Source organism: Mesorhizobium sp. M0077 (assembly GCF_040322955.1).
In the GTDB taxonomy this organism is placed as follows: domain Bacteria; phylum Pseudomonadota; class Alphaproteobacteria; order Rhizobiales; family Rhizobiaceae; genus Mesorhizobium.
The window spans coordinates 184,238-199,800 of the sequence record NZ_JAMYUL010000006.1 but is presented as its reverse complement, the minus strand read 5'-3'; the positions used below and the strand labels follow the sequence as shown (position 1 = coordinate 199,800).

The window sequence follows — 15,563 nt, the reverse complement described above, 5'->3', positions numbered from 1 at the left end:
CGACCTAGCCGGTCAAGGCGATCCGCATCGCCTCGATGACGGTTACGGCGGACGCCGCGCCTGGATCCATATGGCCAAGCGAGCGTTCGCCGAGGCGGGAGGCCCGGCCCTTGGTGGCGATCATCGCCTTGGTCGCCTCCGCGCCGGCCTTTGCCGCCTCGGCTGCAGCCGCGAGGCTGCCGGCCAGCCCCTTGCCGGCGGCCAGTGCCTCGCCCGCAGCCGTCGCGGCCGGCGCCCACGCATCGATCATCGTCTTTTCGCCAGGCTCGGCCTTGCCGCGATCCTGAATGCCTCTGGCCATCGCTTGGAACATAGCGACCGCGTCGGCGTCGTCGAGCGTCGCCTTGCCCTTGACGGCGGCCGCGCCGCGCATGAATGCCGTGGCATAGAGCGGGCCCGAGGAGGCGCCGACGGCGTTGAGGAACGACTTCGCCGCCGTGTTCAGCAAGATGGTCGGATCGGTGGTGCCGGTATCCAATGCGGCCACCGCATCGCGTGCCGCGGAAAATCCAAGCTCCATCGCAATGCCGTGGTCGGCATCGCCGATCACCCCGTCAAGCGCGCACAACCGATCCCGGTCGGCTGACATGGCGTCGGCGATGGCCGCGAACATCGCGGCAAGGCGGGTGGTGTCGATTGTCGTCATCTCTTGTTCCTTGCCGTTCACCAAGTTTACCCGGCGCGAAACATGGCGCAGTCGCAAGGGTGGTCGAGCATCGTTTGCAACTCGTCGTCGAGGTGGTGCAGCGTAATCGAAGCGCCGGCCATTTCGAGCGAGGTGCAGTAATTGCCGACCCAGCTTGCGTGAATGGATACACCGATATCGTCAAGCCTCTGCTTCACGCGCCGGTTCATGATGTAGAGTTCCATCAGCGGCGTCGAACCCAGCGAATTGACCAGCACGGCGACCTTCTCGCCGCGTGCCGGCGCCATCTCGGCGAGAATCCTGTCCAGCATTTCGTCGGTGATCTCGTCGGCTGTTTTGAGTTTTCCGCGTGCGATGCCGGGTTCGCCATGGATGCCCATGCCGATCTCCATCTCGTCGGGTCCGATCTCGAAATTCGGCCGGCGGGTTTGCGGCAACGAACAGGGCGCCAATGCGACGCCCATGGTAAAGGTGTGGTCGTTGGCTTTCCCGGCAATGCGTTCGCATTCATCGAAAGACAACATGCGGTCGCAGGCGGCGCCTGTCGCCTTGAAGATGAAGAAGTTCCCTGCGACACCGCGCCGCTTGTGCCTGTCGCCAACGGGCGCGGAAGCGACGTCGTCGGTGCTCAGCACCGTACGCACCTCGATGTCGTCCATCGCGGCCATCTCGGCCGCCATGTCGAAATTCATGACGTCGCCGGCATAGTTGCCGTACATGAACAGCACACCGGCGCCGCCGCTCGCCGCCTTGGCGCATTCGAGGATCGGGTCGGGCGGCGGAGAGGCGAAGACATTGCCGATCGCCGCCGCGTCGGCCAGCCCCTTGCCGACGAAGCCGAGAAAACTCGGCTCGTGGCCCGAGCCGCCACCAATGACGAGGCCTACCTTGCCGTGGCGCGGTCCATCGCGGGCGATGATCGAGCGCGGGCTTCCGTCAACGGCTTTGAGATGGCGGGGATGCGCAGCCAGGATGCCTTCCAGCATCTCGTCGACGGCGCGATTGCCGTCATTGATGATCTTCTTGGTTTGCACCAACGTCCTCCCGATTTGGTATTTTCATAGAGCTGCCTTCGGGCGAGGGCAGGGGCGCGATGCCCGCCAAACTGCCTCGATCGGCTTCGTAGCTGTTACCAGCCGTTCGGGCAGAAGCTAAGCGGACCGAAGTGCGCGGACAATGGCGCTGTAGTGTACAAGATCGCACCACGGCTTAGAAAAGGCGGTGGCTCCCCGGGGCCGGATTCGAACCAGAGACCAACCGGTTAACAGCCGCTCTCGGGATAGCCCACCAGCGCCATATACCGGTTGTTCCACTCCTGAAAAACCCCTTGTTTCATAACGATTTCAGCTTTCCTGTTGCACATTAGAGCACACATGGCAACATAGGCAGCAGTTGCATCCTGTTGCCCCGACGTTGCCCCGGAGAGCCCTAATGCCCCGCGAGAACCTGACCGACAACCGCCTGAAGGCTTTGAAGCCGGCTGCTCCTGGCAAGCGATACGTGATCATGGATGCCCAAGTCCCGAGCATGGGCGTCCGCGTAACCGACAAGGAGCCGTCCAACGGTTCAAAGCTTAAGGCCGGACAAGTCAGCTTTGTCTACATCGCCCGTTTCGGTGTTGCAACTCAGCCAGCCCGCCGCGCGCTGGGAGAGTACGACGTCATGTCGCTTGAAGCGGCACGCACCAAGGCGAGGCAGTGGGCAGCGCTCATTGATCGCGGCATTGACCCGAAGGTCCAGGCTGACGAGGAGCGGCAGGCGGCGGCGAGGGCAGCGACAGAGAGCCGTGACCGGTCTTTCGAAACCATCCTTGAACGGTTCATCAAAGCCCGGCGCCGCGATGGCATCCGCAAGGCCGACGAGGACGAGCGCGACCTCAACCGGGAATGCCTGCCGAAGTGGAAGGGCAGGGACGTCGCCACCCTCACCAATGCCGACATCATGGAAGTGGTCGAACCGATCTATGCGCGCGGCGCGCAGCGGCAGGCGCTCAACATCGCCCAGAAGATCGGGACGTTCTTCGGCTGGTGTGTCGATGACGACCTGATCACCGCCTCACCCTTCCGGGCAAAGAAGGTGCGCACCACCATCGGCGAGAAGGGATCAAGGGACCGCGTCCTGACCGATGCTGAGATTGGGCGCTCTGGACTGCCACGGCCGCTGGCGACGTCTACAGCGCCGTCTATCGGCTGCTGCTGCTGACCGGCCAGCGCCTCAACGATATCGCCCAGGCGTCATGGACCGAAGTCGACGTTGACCGCAAGACGCTGACTGTGCCGGCGGCGCGCTTCAAGTCCGGCCGCGATCACGTTGTGCCTCTCACTGACGAAGCGCTCGGCATCATCGCCAAGTTGCCGCGGTTAAAGAAATGCAACTGGCTTTGCTCGCTCGACGGCGCGGGACCGGTGACGATCGGCCATAAGGTCAAGCTGCGGATTGACGCCGCCATGCTCGCAGCGCTTCGGAAAGACGATCAAGAGGCCAAGCTGCCGGCGTGGGTCAATCATGACATCCGCCGGACGGTTCGCACCCGGCTGTCCGAGCTCGACGTGATGGACGAGGTTGCCGAGGCTGTCATCGGGCATGTGCCTACGGCGCTAGTCAGGACGTACAACCAGTCTGACCGCCTCAAGGTGAAGCGAGACGCCCTGACGCGCTGGGAGGGCGCGCTTGTGGCGCTGACAGGCCGCAAGACGGCCAACAATGTCATCCAGATAAAGGCGGCCGGTCAATGACCCTCAATTTCAACTATCAGCACGATTTCTCGGAGCGAGCCGAACGAGAGATCCTTTCAATGCTGGAATCCCAAGGGTTTTCCATGCCTCATGGCGATTGGCTGAGAACGAAGCTGCACGACATTGCAAATACGTTTCATTGGTCGGCTGAGCGGCGGAAAAAGGACACACATCAAGGGACCGTCGATGAATGGAAAAGGCTCCAGGAGGCGGTGTCGTCCACCGTGCAGTATTCGGATAGCCAAAAGCTCGAGTTGTCGACGGCTACCGAGTTTGGGGCGGGTGTGCGCGTGCCTGATAGTTGGGACGACGCAGCTCCGGTCCCCATGTCGGAAGAAGAACTAAACGCATGCCTCGTTCCGGCTGAGTTCACCGAGGGTGACGTCGAGATCGCTAAACGGGTGCTTCACCGCCTGCTTGCGAGCGTGACCGCTATGGCTGACGGCATGGAAAAATGGTTGAAGGTCGACCGACGAAAAACGAGCAGCCCGAGATCGATGGGCTCATACGTGGCCTTGCTCGGCTCTGGTGCGCGGCGTTTAAAGTGCCGATTGCTCATATAAAGATATCGGAGAGCGCCGGCAGCCCTACTGCCAATTTCATTGAGACCGGTGCCAAGCTATTCCTTGGCGCCGCGCCGCCTCGCAAGTCGATCGTCACTCGCATCATCGCTTATAGGGATGAAGAGAAAAGCAAGCTATCCTGATTTGCCAGTGCTGATTGCGCTCTAAACCAGCACGCGGGTTTGTTCGCACAAAATTTCTTCAAAGAAGTGTATTTCCCGACGCTGAAATGACTACGCTATGAGGCCTTCGATAGCAACGTAAGGCACTCCAATGCAAACTCTTGTCGCCTTCAGTGAACGCCCCTCAAAGGGATCGTGTACTCTCGAAATTACATCGACCGCATGATCAAGGAGCACCGGTTTAAGCCGGTGTTCCTTTCGCCCCGTCGGCGCGCCTTTGTCGAGGCTGAGTTAGATGCTTGGGTGAAGGCCCGCGTCGACCAGCGAGACGCGGTGGCCTAATGACCACTGATCACGAACATAGCGCCGCTATCGATGAGGCTGCAGCCTGGCTGCGATCTGACAGCCGGGAGCGCATCAGCCGGCCAATTATCCCCCACCTGAAGCAGGCGTTCGGCCTGACCGCTGCTGAAGCGATCGAAGCGATCAGGGAAGCGAACCTGCGGCGGGCCCGCGCCACATGAGCGAAATTACGCCTAGCCGTAAAACTGGCCGACCGAAGGGCTACATCGCCAACTACCAGCCGCAGACCAAGACGCTGCTCGATGCGGTCGACATGGTTCTCACCGAATACCGGGAACACTGGCCGCTCACGATCCGCCATGTCTTTTATCGGCTGGTCGGCGCCTACGGTTATCCGAAGGATGAGTCGTTTTACTCGAAGCTGATCGACCATATCGGCAACGCGCGCCGCGGCCGGGTGATCCCGTTCAATGCGATCCGCGACGATGGCGTGGTCACGCTCCGCATGGACCATTTTGACGACCAGAACCATTTCCTGCGCCATGTGCGGGTGCTCGGCGAAAACTACCATCGGAACATGCTCGCCAATCAAAACCTGCACGTCGAGGTCTGGTGCGACGCCGCCGGCATGCTGTCGCAGCTCTTCAAGGTCAGCCGAGAATTCTCGGTGCAAGCCTATTCCTCAGGCGGCTTCGACAGTCTCACTGCGAAGAAGGATCTGGCCGATCGAATATGCGAGATCGCAAAGCCGACGGTGATCTTGCACCTGGGCGACTATGACCCGAGCGGCAAATCGATGTTCGATGTCATCGCCGAGGACGTCTCTGCCTTCGTCATCGCCGATCGCCCATGGAGTTCGGTGACAGTCGACTTCAAACGCATCGCCCTGACCGCCGACCAGGTGTTTCGCTATTCGCTGCCTACCGTGCCGCCCAAGAAGACCGACAGCCGCACCGCGCGATGGGAGGGTGAGACATGCCAACTCGAGGCGCTGTCGCCCGACAACATCGCTCATATCTTGCGGTCACATATCATCGACCTGTTCGACGTTCACCAGTTCCATGAAGACCGCGATATACAGGCACGCGAGCGGCAGTTGATCACTGCAGCCTTGCCGGCCCCGAGGGGGGATGCGTGACCGTCCAGCCCAGCCCATTCATCCCCGGCGCCGACGCCAGCAATCCGCGGTGGAGCGGCAAGCGGAAGAAGATCCAGCGCAGCGCTGCCATCCACATGAGGTGGGGATCCACGTTCAAGGAATGCGAGGAGGCTTTCGCCGACTGGCACCACTGCGCCCTGCAAATCGTTCACGCCGAGAACATCAGCTTCCGGTTGCTGGCCTTCGTCCGACAGCACCTCAACATGAAGGCCGGGACCATCAGCGGCACGAATTTCGAATTTGCCAAGATGGGAGGAGGCTGCTCAATCAAAACGATATCCCGCGAGATAGGCCTGTACGAGCGGCTCGGCCTGTTCATCGTGAGCCGGTGTCGGCACAAAATCCCGGGTGGTGGCATCAACGAAGTGCGGACGCTTCGGTTGGCGCTGCCGACGCCCTTCAATCCAAAATTTACAGCGAGAGGTGAGGAGCCATGAGGACCACAATGGTCCCGCATGCCGGCGCTGGTCTCCTGGACCACAGTGGTCCCGCATGGACCTTTCCCGCACCCCTCCGCAGGCGAGACCACAGTGGTCCCGCTAATACAGCCATCTCTTGCTCGGGTGACGCATGACACAACTCGACCTTTTCAAGCAGCCAGCAAGGAAGACCGGCCAGATAGTGGCATTCCCCGCCGATCGCCGCGTCGTCCTTATCCGCGCCATCGCACACGAACTCTGCACCCTCGACTATACGCCGGCCGCAAGTTCTGGAGCGAGCACGTCAAAGGCCTCCGAGCCCAGCTTCGCGCCGTCGGTATTCCCTGCCGCCAAGTCGATATGGAAATCCGTCGATACTCGGCAGCCGTTGCCAGCACTATCGACCATTCCATGCCCAATCATGGAGCGCCGCCGCCAACGGCAGCATAATGTCCGCGAAGCGGAACGAGTGGGGGTGTGGGGCCTCAGGCCCCGCGTCTTCCTGTCAGCGCTAAACGCCGCGCGCGCGAGGCTCCTCATTGCCCCTGTTTGCATTGAAACTGAGTTCTGAGAAAATCGCCCAATGCTCGTGCTCGGAACGCGACTTTTTCTCACCCGCTGCTAAGCGTCAAAAAAGAGCGCACACTAGCGCCCATCCGGCTTCAAACCGGTTGTTCTCACCCGTCGAACCCTTGCAAATCAGCCATTCTTGCCGCATCGTCTGCGTCGATAATTTATCTGGGGCAACGCAAGGGCAACGAAAGTGCTAGCCATCAACCCCGCTCAAGCGCCTGACATCGCCCGCAAGTATGGCGGCCTTGCTCAAGGCATGCTGGACCGCCGCACGCGCGAGTGGCGCCGCCGGCAGGAGCTTGTCGACATGTTCGCCCAAGCGCTCGGCGGTGCCGACACGCTGACCCCTGTGACGCTCTCCAAGGTCCAGACCGCGGCCGAGCTTTCCGTGGCCGCTGAACTCACCCGAGTGCGCTTCATAGTAATCAGGCGGCGGGCGCGTTCTACGACGTCGACCTTGGCGCGTCACCCTACGCCGACGTTCGGCTTTTCGGTAAGAACGTGCTCGGCACGGCGGGCGTCAATGCAACCGGCCAGCGCCTGGTGAATGGCGTTAGCTCGGACATGGTGTCGGCTAACGTCACGCCGGCTTCCACGACAGCCGTCACGACCGCTGAAGACCTGATGACCTACAGCATCCCCGCTGCTGCGCTTAAGGTTGGTCAGCGCGTTCGCATCAGGTCCTGGGGCACGACTGCCGCCAATGCGAACACCAAGACCGGCCGGCTATGGTTCGGCGCGACCAACATGGGCGGCTCAACGCCATCGGGTGGGAGGTGAGCGCCGAGCTGCTCGTGACTGGCGCTTCGGCAGAGACCTACAGGCGCACGACAGTCGGAGGAAGCAGCATCTCGCAGGTCGTATGAGGCACAGGTGCCGAGGCCACCAGAGGAGCGATCGTCGTCAAGTTCCAAGGGCAGAACGGAGTGGCGAGCGCTGGCGATATCACCTGCCAGGGCCAGACGGTTGAGATAGTGGACTAGGCCACTGTGGGCACGGGCCTCGGCGCTGCAAGCAGGCGCCGGATCCTCTCGCCTAGGGCCATGCCGGGGACTTCGACAGCAAGGTGAGTGATCCACGCGAGGGCGATGGCTATGGCGATCGACGTGACGCTGTAGACTGCAAAGAGCGAAAAGGGGTCGAGGTCTAGCGACCTTACCCCAAGCTTTGCGACGATCAGCGCGCCCGCAAGGTGAAGTAGGTAAAACGGGTAGCTTATCCGCCCGAGGAAATGGGCGAAGCGATTCGCCGTCAGCCAGGTCGAATTGCGTGAAATGTAGGCAACTACACAAACCGCTCCCGCCATCTGCCAACAACGCATTGCAAAGCCCTGGCCGAGCATGAAGTCAGCCGTCATTAGGGCGACAAGCCCGAGCACAGCGGCAACGCGGGTGATCACGGTGGCCGGCAGATCGTCGATGATCGCGCCAAGGGCGAAGGCGCTCATGAACAGCGGAACCGGGCGATGGTCGAAGTAGGAAACTGCGATTGTGGCGGCTACAAAGGCATAGAAGATTGCCGGGTGTATTCGCCTGCCTGTCGCTGCGGCGTAGACCCAAAGGCTTCCCCAGACCTCGATCTGCAGTGTCCACAGCACCCCGTTTAGAGAGGTGTCGTACAAGATCGAAGCGCCTAGGATCTGCGACCAGGTGCTTGCCGGCGTCAGATAGCCAATGATGAGTGCTGAGGCGGCCGCCACCGGGAAAAGGCGGAAAGTTCTTTGGACGATGTAGGCCACAATGCCATCGTCTCGGCTCCTAAGCGACCGGGAAAGCACCAGACCCGACAGAACAAAGAACACGATAACCGCAGCGTCGGCATGAAAGACGATGTGCAGGAGCCGAAAAACGCCATCCTGCAGCGTCGCGTCCGGTGCTGTTTCGATGGTCATACGCAACGCAGGGCCAACGCCACCGATAGCGGTAGCGCAATGCCCGACCGCCACGCTGAGCGCTGCCAGCCCGCGAAGCGCGTCCAGATCGTAATTTCGCTGCGCCGCCATTAACTGGCTTGAGCCTGAGCTACGGGACTAACCAAATATGCCCATTTGGCGATTGGCCGCCAGTATCTCACATAGAGCCATTGCTCCAGGCGGCCAAACATCAAGCCGCCTCCCAGCCCTGCGCACAGCATAGTGACCACCATCGCCCAAAGCGGCCAGCCTGGCGCCAAGGTATAGATCGCGGAGATGATCGACAGATGGGCGAGATAGAGCCCGTAGGAATAGTCCCCTGCCTTTGCCAACCATTTCGGCACTAAGCCGGCTTCGATTTTGAGGGCGACGAATACCGCCGAAGCACTCAGGACAGCGAGCCCGAGGTAAGTTCCGCTCCAGGCATTTGCGTACACACTCATGATCGAAGTCAGCACCAGCAGGATAAAAAACGGTCGCCAGTCCTTTGTCATCATGCCCGACGCCATCACATAGCCGATGACGAAAAATAAATTCACTCCGACAAGCGGTATCTGTGTGGCAGTTGGGTTTGCAACGGGCACCGCCACTCTCGCAGCGCCTGCAGCCAAGATGACTACAGCCCAACCGACAGCCAGCCACATCCTCTGCTGGTGAGAAGTCCGGCAAAGCATGGCCAGCCAAAGCAGGAAATAGAACTGCATCTCGTAAATCAGCGTCCAATAGGGGATATTGAACGTGGAATTGAGATCACCGGTCGGAAGCAGAAGCAGGGAAGCATCCGGTCCGACGTGGGGGCGTGTCCCTGCGATCCACAGTACGACATAGGCGAAGACGAGGGCGAGGAAGAAGGCAGGGTATATTCGTGTCAGGCGCGCAAGAGCAAAGGCCGTCGGCCCTTCCTTGGACTCCAGTGCCATGACTGCGCCGGAAATGACGAAGAAGATGAAAACACCAGTGGTGCCAAGCTGGAGATGCCGAAAGCCGAGCGTATCAGATCCTGTCACAAGGCCGGAAAAATAGCCCGCATGTTGAATCACAACCAATAGGGCAGCGATAGCTCGTAAAGCCTGCAGACCGGTGTAACGTTGCTCTTTGTTGTTGCCTCCCATCTTTTGCCGATACCACAGAGAAACGCCTGCAGCCAGCAGCCAAGGGTAGTAGCTAGGCCTTATCGACAAGTGGATTCTTCCGCTTTGGCGCGACGTAGCTCTCGACCAGGCGAACATGCTCGACGTCGACAGTCACCAATGGCCGGAGGCTGACGGTCACCGGTGTCGCCGTCAACGCGCGTGACCTTGCCGGTGAGCTCCATATGCTGGCCAATCACAGCCTTCGAAGTCGAATCGACAACAGAATGCGGGAAGTCATAGGAGGGGATCGTCACGCTGATGCGATCGGGTGTCACCCGGCCGCGCACAACCGCCGTGACGGCGACCTCATCGCCAACTTTGATATTGCCCCGAGCCATGTCCCAGATTCTGGAGCAGCCGGCGCTGGCGTCAAGGTGAGCGGGAGCTAATAGATGTCAGCCAGACGGCTGTGCCGGGCCTGTGCGCCATTCCACTGGAAGCCTCCCCCGTTGGTTGTTCTTCCGCCTATGTTGCGCGCGCAAGCTTCGCCCCCGCAAGGGCGTGCTTGAGTTTTTAAAGGTGTCGGCGCATCATCACCGGCGGAGCGTGAGAACTCCCGCAGATGGCCCTGCCGGGCCATCTGCACCCAGAGCGTTAGCGGGGCGATCCCTCCAAGGATCGATATTGCCAACGGGTAGAACGAGCCGACTTAGCCGTCGGAGCGAACGGCAGCACTATGCCGGGAGAGCGGCGGCTATACAAGACCCGAAAGGGAAAGGCCGTTCGCGCATGGTCTCTGGCCATGTTCTCACCCTCCCGGCGCCAGTGCTGTCCACTGGCAACCGGCCGTGAGAAGCCGAAACCAGAGAGCCTACATCATGACCATCCATCAACCTGAAATGCGCCGTGAAGACGGGGCAATCTTCCTCACCGTGGCGGAAAACGACCGCCTGGGGATAGCAACCTGCTCGACGCAATGAGCCCGGATCCTGATCTCGAGGAAAGCCTCGGATGGGGATATGGCAGCCAATTGGAATTGCACGCCCAGGACGGCGAGCGCGAGGAGGAGAACGAGCACGGTGGCGACGTCCAAGACGACACGATTCGCAGGACGAAGGGGACTACGAGCCGAGCCTTGGCTGGGGCAACCGTACGGGGCAAAGCGGCGTCGGGCTGGAAGCCTGGAGCCTTGAGGATGCCTGCGACATCAGCGGCCTCGGCGGGCCCGCGCTCTTCTCAGGCACGGGCTATGCGATCGGGAAGGCAATCCTACGAGAGTTTGCGCAGCGCCGCCCTGATGTGACGCAGGCCTATGTGAAGACGTCGTGCGCGATTGGGGGCGCTGGCGAAGCGGCGAGATCGGCGACTTACCTCTGCTGAAGATCATACCGGGGGTGACGCGCATCCTTCGCGACTGACCTTTCGCCAATTGGCGATAAATGGCCCGCGGCCCCGCGGTGCCGGGCTGGGCGCGCTAGATCATTCCGTGCCGAAACAACCAGCCCCCTGTCTTGCTATGGCGGGCTGCTTTTAAGAATTTCCGCTGCGGTCGATCGTCAATGGACCGAGTAATTGCATTCAGTTCTTCCTGCGATGGCACAGGGGGAGCTTCACCGGTCTTCCACCCCGTCGCCATCTGCCGTTGAACATGTTCCCAGAGTGGCCCGAGCACTTGGTTCATCGGGAAGCCTTTCGAGATCAATGGCAGCATGCCTGTATTGTTGATTCGACGGCCATCGGCATCATAAGCTGAATGCGCCCCGCCGCCTTCGCGGTAAGCCCATGCGCAAAGTGCTTGCGGTCCACGGTCGCCGGCTCCTTCGCGCTGATCTCCCTGTTCATTCGCACGAACCATGCGCAGAGACGGTCGGCTGCACGCTCCTTGGGGAGCGCCTGAGCCGAGAGCGATGCCAAAGCTATAAGCACGCGGCCCGAGCTTGAAGTCCATCACCCGAAATTTGGTTTGGCCTTTCGTATCGATTGTCGAGGCACCCGTCTCCAGCCTCATTTGCATCTGGTCCAGCGACGTAATAGCCGCAACTCGGGCCTTCCCGTCGATGAAGCCCACATACCCGAACGTGTGGCCGGGGGCGTGTTTATCGAAGCCTTGCTCTTCGGCAGCAGCGGCAATTTCCCGCAAGGTCTGATCGAGCGTCCGGTTCGCTCCGCGCAGAACGCCCTCGATCCACTCGCTGACTTCGAAAGGCTTGCTACCTGATCTCGCGCCGGCGCCAGCATAGGTGATGAAGCCGTGACCGTCGACGGTTTCCAGCCTGGCCATCTTGGTGGCCGCGAACGACTTCATGCTGTCCACGCCGCTGTATAGACGGTCTGCGCCGACGAACCACGCGAGCAGTAACCATTTGCAAGGGCGAAGGTCATCGTTGCCCCAGATGTTGCCCTGTCCGGAACTCAAGCAAACGGTCAGGAAAGGGAAAGCGGGCTAAATGTTTGGAAATGTTGGCTCCCCGGGCCGGATTCGAACCAGCGACCAACCGGTTAACAGCCGGTTGCTCTACCACTGAGCTACCGGGGAATAGAGGCTCTCATGTGAGTGGCGCAGCCTATAGCAAACCCTTTTCAGCTTTGCAAAGAAGCATTTCGCATTTTTTAGCGCATTTTCACCCAATGGTTTCTGGCAATCGCCGGATGACACCACATATGAGCCGTCTTGGGCGCCGTCGGACCTTGGTCGGCGGAACCTGAAAGGCGATTGCAGCCTTTAGCGCATATGGCTTTATCGAAGGCAACCGGATCGACTTTCGACATGACTGCAGCAGACGAAAACCAGGCACCGGCGCGGAAAATCTCGGTGTTCGGGCGCGAGTTCACCATGCCGCGCTCGCGCGGGCTGAGGATCGCCATCGGTATCGTGCTGGTGTTTTTCGGCCTTCTCGGTTTCCTGCCGATTCTCGGCTTCTGGATGATTCCGCTCGGCCTTTTGGTGCTTTCCTACGAATTTGCCGCGGTGCGCCGCCTGCGGCGCCGGTTCGTCGTCTGGTGGGAACGGCGTCGCCGGCCAAATTGAAAGCGATGGCGCGCGGTCCCGGAGCGGCCGCTTCGCTTTTCCAGCCCGTCGCAGATTTCCCCCTCAAGATCTCCTTGAGAACGGCAACTGCTGGTGCCAGCCGCGCGCGATATGCGGTGAAAGCCGGTTTGCACCCGCTGCGTAAAGCCGCGGGTTCGAGTTTCGCCGGTCGCGCAGCCATGCTTGAGGAGCGGCCAATATGCCGGTGCGCCAAGCGCTGAAACCGCTCGGGAACCACGTTGCGGCGGCTGATGAGGAAAGCGCGCCGGAATGCCGCGCTGACGCTTGACGACCTTTCGCTGCCACCATATTGAGTTCGCTCGCTGGGAGCGATGAGGCCTCGTGGCGGAGTGGTTACGCAGAGGACTGCAAATCCTTGCACCCCGGTTCGATTCCGGGCGAGGCCTCCAATCGCTTCAACTCCCGCATGCCGGGGGCTTGAGTTCCGGTCGAATGCGCCGCAGTGTCGGCGCGACAAGCGCATTTCAGCGCATTGGCTTTTGACGGATTGGTTGGGACATGAGCGCTGATTTCTCCGAACTTCGCGTCAAGATGGTCGACGGCCAGGTCCGCACCACCGATGTGACCGACGCAGCATTGCTCGACGCCATGCTTGCCGTGCCGCGCGAGGCCTTTGTCGGGGCCGGCCAACAGGCTCTCGCCTATATTGACGAGGATATCCGCATCTCCGACGGCGCCGATGGCAGCGGTGCGCGCTACCTCATGGAGCCGTCGCCGTTGGCCAAGCTTTTGCAGTTGGCCGAGATCGACGCCGGCGATTCGGTGCTCGATGTCGGCTGCGGCACCGGTTATTCCGCGGCGCTGCTGTCCAGGCTGGCCAAATCCGTCGTGGCGCTGGAAAGCGATACCACACTGGCGGAAGCAGCCAAAGCGGCGCTTTCGGCGCAGGGCTGCGATAACGTCACCGTGGTCACCGGCCCACTGCCGCAAGGTCATGCCGCCAAGGCGCCTTACAATGTGATTCTCATCGGCGGCAGCGTCGAGAAAGTGCCTGCGGCGCTGCTTGACCAGCTTGCCGAAGGCGGCCGGCTGGTGGCTGTGGAAGGGCAGGGCAATGCGGGCGTAGCCCGGCTCTTTTTCAACGCAGGGGGGGTTGTAACCGGAAGACGGGCATTTAATGCGGCAATTAAGCCACTACCCGGATTTGAACGCATTCATGCCTTCGAGTTCTAAGTGATTTTGCCTTGCAGCAAAGACTCTGTCATGTTGGCTTACGATTGAACAATCGTTGCTGATTGGTTAACCGGGGTTTCGGGAGCTGTCAGCGGGGGAACGATAGATCGACGCGGCGCTGGCCGATCCCTAGGGATGGGCTGGCGTGGCGTGGTTCCCGTGCAAAACGAATGAGGGATATAAAGTGCCGTCCTTAGCCAAGAGTCTGTTTGTTACCGTCCTCATTTCCGCGACAGCGCTTTCGCCGATAGCCGCCTCGGCGGAAACCATTCTCGGCGCGCTTTCCAAGGCCTACCAGAACAATTCCTCGCTGAATTCGGCCCGTGCCGGCGTGCGCGTCACCGATGAGGGCGTGGCGATCGCCAAGTCGGGCTATCGCCCGGTGATCACTGGTTCGGCTGATATCGATTACACCTCCAGGCACCTAAACGGCAGGAACGCGAGCCTGGCATTGACCACCGGCAGCTTCGGCGTTCGGATTGACCAGACGCTGTTCGACGGCTTCCAGACCAAGAACAGGGTCGCGTCGGCCGCTGCACAGGTGAGGGCCTCGGTCGAGGGCCTGCGCAACACCGAAGAGAACACGCTGTTCAACGCGGCGAGCGCCTATATGGACGTGATTCGCGACCGCCAGGTGGCGGTGCTGACCGAACAGAATCTGCAGTTCCTGACCGAGCAGGCGCGCGCGGCACGCTCGCGCTTCGAGGTCGGCGAGGGCACGCGCACCGATGTGGCGCAGGCCGACGCGTCGCGTTCGGCCGCGGTGGCGCAATTGAGTGCCGCCCGTGCGCAGGCTCTGGCCAGTGCGGCAACCTATCATCAGATCGTCGGTGACGAGCCGGGCAAGCTCAAGGCCGCGTCGCCGTTGGCGAAGCTGTTGCCGAGGAGTCTCGAGGCGGCGATCGGCATTGCATCGAACGAGCATCCGGCCATCCTGGCCGCCCTACATTCCGTCGATGCAGCCGGATTTGATGTAAAGACGCAGGAGGGTGCGTTGCTGCCGCAGTTGACTGCCAGTGCCGGCCTTTCCCATGTCTATCAAAATACCGTACCTGGCGCGGGGGATTCGGACGGCGATTCCAATGCCGCCACCGTCGGCGCGACGCTGACCGTTCCGATCTATTCGGGCGGCCGTACCTCCGCACTCGTTCGTCAGTCGAAGGAATCGCTCAGCCAGGCTCGCATCGAGGTGGATGTCAGCCGTGACTCGGTGCGCCAGGCCGTGACCTCGGCATGGACGCAATACATCGCAGCGCGTGAAAGCGTCGACGCTAATCGGCAGGTGATCGCGGCCGCACAGTTGGCGCTCAACGGCGTCATCGAGGAGCGCAATGTCGGACAGCGCACCACGCTCGACGTGTTGAATGCCCAGAACGCCGTCATCTCGGCAAAGATCGACCTCGCCAGCTCCGAGCGCGATGTGGTTGTAGCGAGCTACGCCATCCTGTCGGCCATGGGCCGCCTGTCGGCCGATCGCCTGGCGTTGAATGTGGTGAAGTACAAGCCTGAAGAGCACTACAGAGCCGTCAAGGACAAATGGATCGGGCTGCGTACGCCGGACGGTCGTTGATCGCGACTGAGCGGTTCAAATCCCGCCAAGATTGAAAGTATCGTAGCGCCGCGCTTCCCAAGGATGCGCGGCGTTTGTCTTTTGTAGCCTAAATTGTTGAAATCCGGCGTCTTCCGAGATTGGGGATTCTCGGATGGCGATCCGTCGGCTACGCTGTCGCCATGATTCGTATCCGGCTTTGCCGGACAGGAATCCAGGAACGGTTCACTACAGCGCCACGCGTCCGATGGATGCGCAAAGGAGGCTGTAGAACTTTGATTTTGCGC

19 protein-coding genes and 2 tRNA genes are annotated in these 15,563 nt (G+C 61.0%); 14 read left to right on the top strand and 7 right to left on the bottom strand.

Going from position 1 to position 15,563, the window contains the following annotated elements:
* Window positions 1–4 precede the first annotated feature (4 nt).
* Both dhaL and NKJ57_RS14995 read right to left on the bottom strand, forming a co-directional pair.
* Window positions 5–646 carry a dihydroxyacetone kinase subunit DhaL gene (dhaL, locus tag NKJ57_RS15000; protein WP_023706016.1) on the bottom strand — a complete coding sequence of 214 codons (642 nt, stop codon included), beginning with the start codon at window positions 644–646 and terminating at the stop codon, window positions 5–7.
* Window positions 647–672: 26 nt separating this feature from the next.
* Entirely contained in the window at window positions 673–1,680 is a 1,008-nt protein-coding gene (locus tag NKJ57_RS14995) for a dihydroxyacetone kinase subunit DhaK (RefSeq protein ID WP_352511727.1), read from the bottom strand.
* Between the two features lie 397 nt (window positions 1,681–2,077).
* Here NKJ57_RS14995 and NKJ57_RS14990 point away from each other — a divergent pair, with 397 nt between their 5' ends.
* The 10 genes from NKJ57_RS14990 (at window position 2,078) to NKJ57_RS14945 (ending at window position 7,300) form a co-directional block, all read left to right on the top strand.
* Window positions 2,078–2,848: an integrase arm-type DNA-binding domain-containing protein gene (locus NKJ57_RS14990; RefSeq protein WP_352511726.1), complete on the top strand. Its 771-nt coding sequence runs from the start codon at window positions 2,078–2,080 to the stop codon at window positions 2,846–2,848.
* Window positions 2,836–3,381: a tyrosine-type recombinase/integrase gene (locus tag NKJ57_RS14985; RefSeq protein ID WP_352511772.1), complete on the top strand. Its 546-nt coding sequence runs from the start codon at window positions 2,836–2,838 to the stop codon at window positions 3,379–3,381. The genes NKJ57_RS14990 and NKJ57_RS14985 overlap by 13 nt, the downstream gene beginning before the upstream one ends.
* Window positions 3,378–3,944: a hypothetical protein gene (locus NKJ57_RS14980; protein ID WP_352511725.1), complete on the top strand. Its 567-nt coding sequence runs from the start codon at window positions 3,378–3,380 to the stop codon at window positions 3,942–3,944. The genes NKJ57_RS14985 and NKJ57_RS14980 overlap by 4 nt, the downstream gene beginning before the upstream one ends.
* Window positions 3,945–4,261: 317 nt before the next feature.
* A complete protein-coding gene (locus NKJ57_RS14975; protein WP_352511724.1) occupies window positions 4,262–4,408 on the top strand; it encodes a helix-turn-helix transcriptional regulator in 147 nt (48 codons plus the stop codon).
* Window positions 4,408–4,590 carry a hypothetical protein gene (locus NKJ57_RS14970; protein WP_031197728.1) on the top strand — a complete coding sequence of 61 codons (183 nt, stop codon included), beginning with the start codon at window positions 4,408–4,410 and terminating at the stop codon, window positions 4,588–4,590. The genes NKJ57_RS14975 and NKJ57_RS14970 overlap by 1 nt, the downstream gene beginning before the upstream one ends.
* Window positions 4,587–5,507 (top strand): hypothetical protein, encoded by a 921-nt coding sequence (locus tag NKJ57_RS14965; protein ID WP_352511723.1) that lies wholly within the window; start codon window positions 4,587–4,589, stop codon window positions 5,505–5,507. Before NKJ57_RS14970 ends, NKJ57_RS14965 begins: the two co-directional genes overlap by 4 nt.
* A complete protein-coding gene (locus NKJ57_RS14960) occupies window positions 5,504–5,965 on the top strand; it encodes a hypothetical protein (protein ID WP_352511721.1) in 462 nt (153 codons plus the stop codon). Before NKJ57_RS14965 ends, NKJ57_RS14960 begins: the two co-directional genes overlap by 4 nt.
* A gap of 18 nt (window positions 5,966–5,983) precedes the next feature.
* On the top strand, window positions 5,984–6,397 hold the full coding sequence (locus tag NKJ57_RS14955) for a DUF6074 family protein (protein ID WP_352511720.1): 414 nt from the start codon (window positions 5,984–5,986) through the stop codon (window positions 6,395–6,397).
* A 313-nt stretch (window positions 6,398–6,710) separates the two neighbouring features.
* A complete protein-coding gene (locus NKJ57_RS14950; protein ID WP_352511718.1) occupies window positions 6,711–7,067 on the top strand; it encodes a hypothetical protein in 357 nt (118 codons plus the stop codon).
* 77 nt (window positions 7,068–7,144) lie between these two features.
* Window positions 7,145–7,300: a hypothetical protein gene (locus NKJ57_RS14945; protein WP_352511717.1), complete on the top strand. Its 156-nt coding sequence runs from the start codon at window positions 7,145–7,147 to the stop codon at window positions 7,298–7,300.
* Window positions 7,301–7,499: 199 nt separating this feature from the next.
* Here the strand turns inward: NKJ57_RS14945 and NKJ57_RS14940 are convergent, their stop codons facing one another.
* The 5 genes from NKJ57_RS14940 to NKJ57_RS14920 form a co-directional block, all read right to left on the bottom strand.
* Complete coding sequence (locus NKJ57_RS14940) at window positions 7,500–8,522, bottom strand: acyltransferase family protein (protein ID WP_352511716.1); 1,023 nt, start codon at window positions 8,520–8,522, stop codon at window positions 7,500–7,502.
* Window positions 8,522–9,613, bottom strand: a complete 1,092-nt coding sequence (locus tag NKJ57_RS14935) for an acyltransferase family protein (RefSeq protein WP_352511715.1) — start codon at window positions 9,611–9,613, stop codon at window positions 8,522–8,524. Before NKJ57_RS14935 ends, NKJ57_RS14940 begins: the two co-directional genes overlap by 1 nt.
* The gene (locus NKJ57_RS14930; RefSeq protein ID WP_352511713.1) at window positions 9,604–9,903 is read right to left on the bottom strand and encodes a hypothetical protein; all 300 of its coding nucleotides are present in this window, start codon (window positions 9,901–9,903) and stop codon (window positions 9,604–9,606) included. The genes NKJ57_RS14935 and NKJ57_RS14930 overlap by 10 nt, the downstream gene beginning before the upstream one ends.
* A gap of 1,076 nt (window positions 9,904–10,979) precedes the next feature.
* Complete coding sequence (locus NKJ57_RS14925; protein ID WP_352511712.1) at window positions 10,980–11,921, bottom strand: hypothetical protein; 942 nt, start codon at window positions 11,919–11,921, stop codon at window positions 10,980–10,982.
* Between the two features lie 45 nt (window positions 11,922–11,966).
* Window positions 11,967–12,041 (bottom strand) — tRNA-Asn (locus NKJ57_RS14920).
* Between the two features lie 231 nt (window positions 12,042–12,272).
* Between NKJ57_RS14920 and NKJ57_RS14915 the strand changes: the two genes are divergently transcribed.
* From NKJ57_RS14915 to NKJ57_RS14900, 4 genes are all read left to right on the top strand, one after another.
* Window positions 12,273–12,533 carry a PGPGW domain-containing protein gene (locus tag NKJ57_RS14915; protein ID WP_027050334.1) on the top strand — a complete coding sequence of 87 codons (261 nt, stop codon included), beginning with the start codon at window positions 12,273–12,275 and terminating at the stop codon, window positions 12,531–12,533.
* A gap of 336 nt (window positions 12,534–12,869) precedes the next feature.
* A tRNA-Cys gene (locus NKJ57_RS14910) sits at window positions 12,870–12,943 on the top strand.
* Window positions 12,944–13,052: 109 nt separating this feature from the next.
* Entirely contained in the window at window positions 13,053–13,727 is a 675-nt protein-coding gene (locus NKJ57_RS14905; RefSeq protein ID WP_023667707.1) for a protein-L-isoaspartate O-methyltransferase family protein, read from the top strand.
* A gap of 184 nt (window positions 13,728–13,911) precedes the next feature.
* Window positions 13,912–15,297: a TolC family outer membrane protein gene (locus NKJ57_RS14900; protein WP_023691095.1), complete on the top strand. Its 1,386-nt coding sequence runs from the start codon at window positions 13,912–13,914 to the stop codon at window positions 15,295–15,297.
* Window positions 15,298–15,563: the final 266 nt, after the last annotated feature.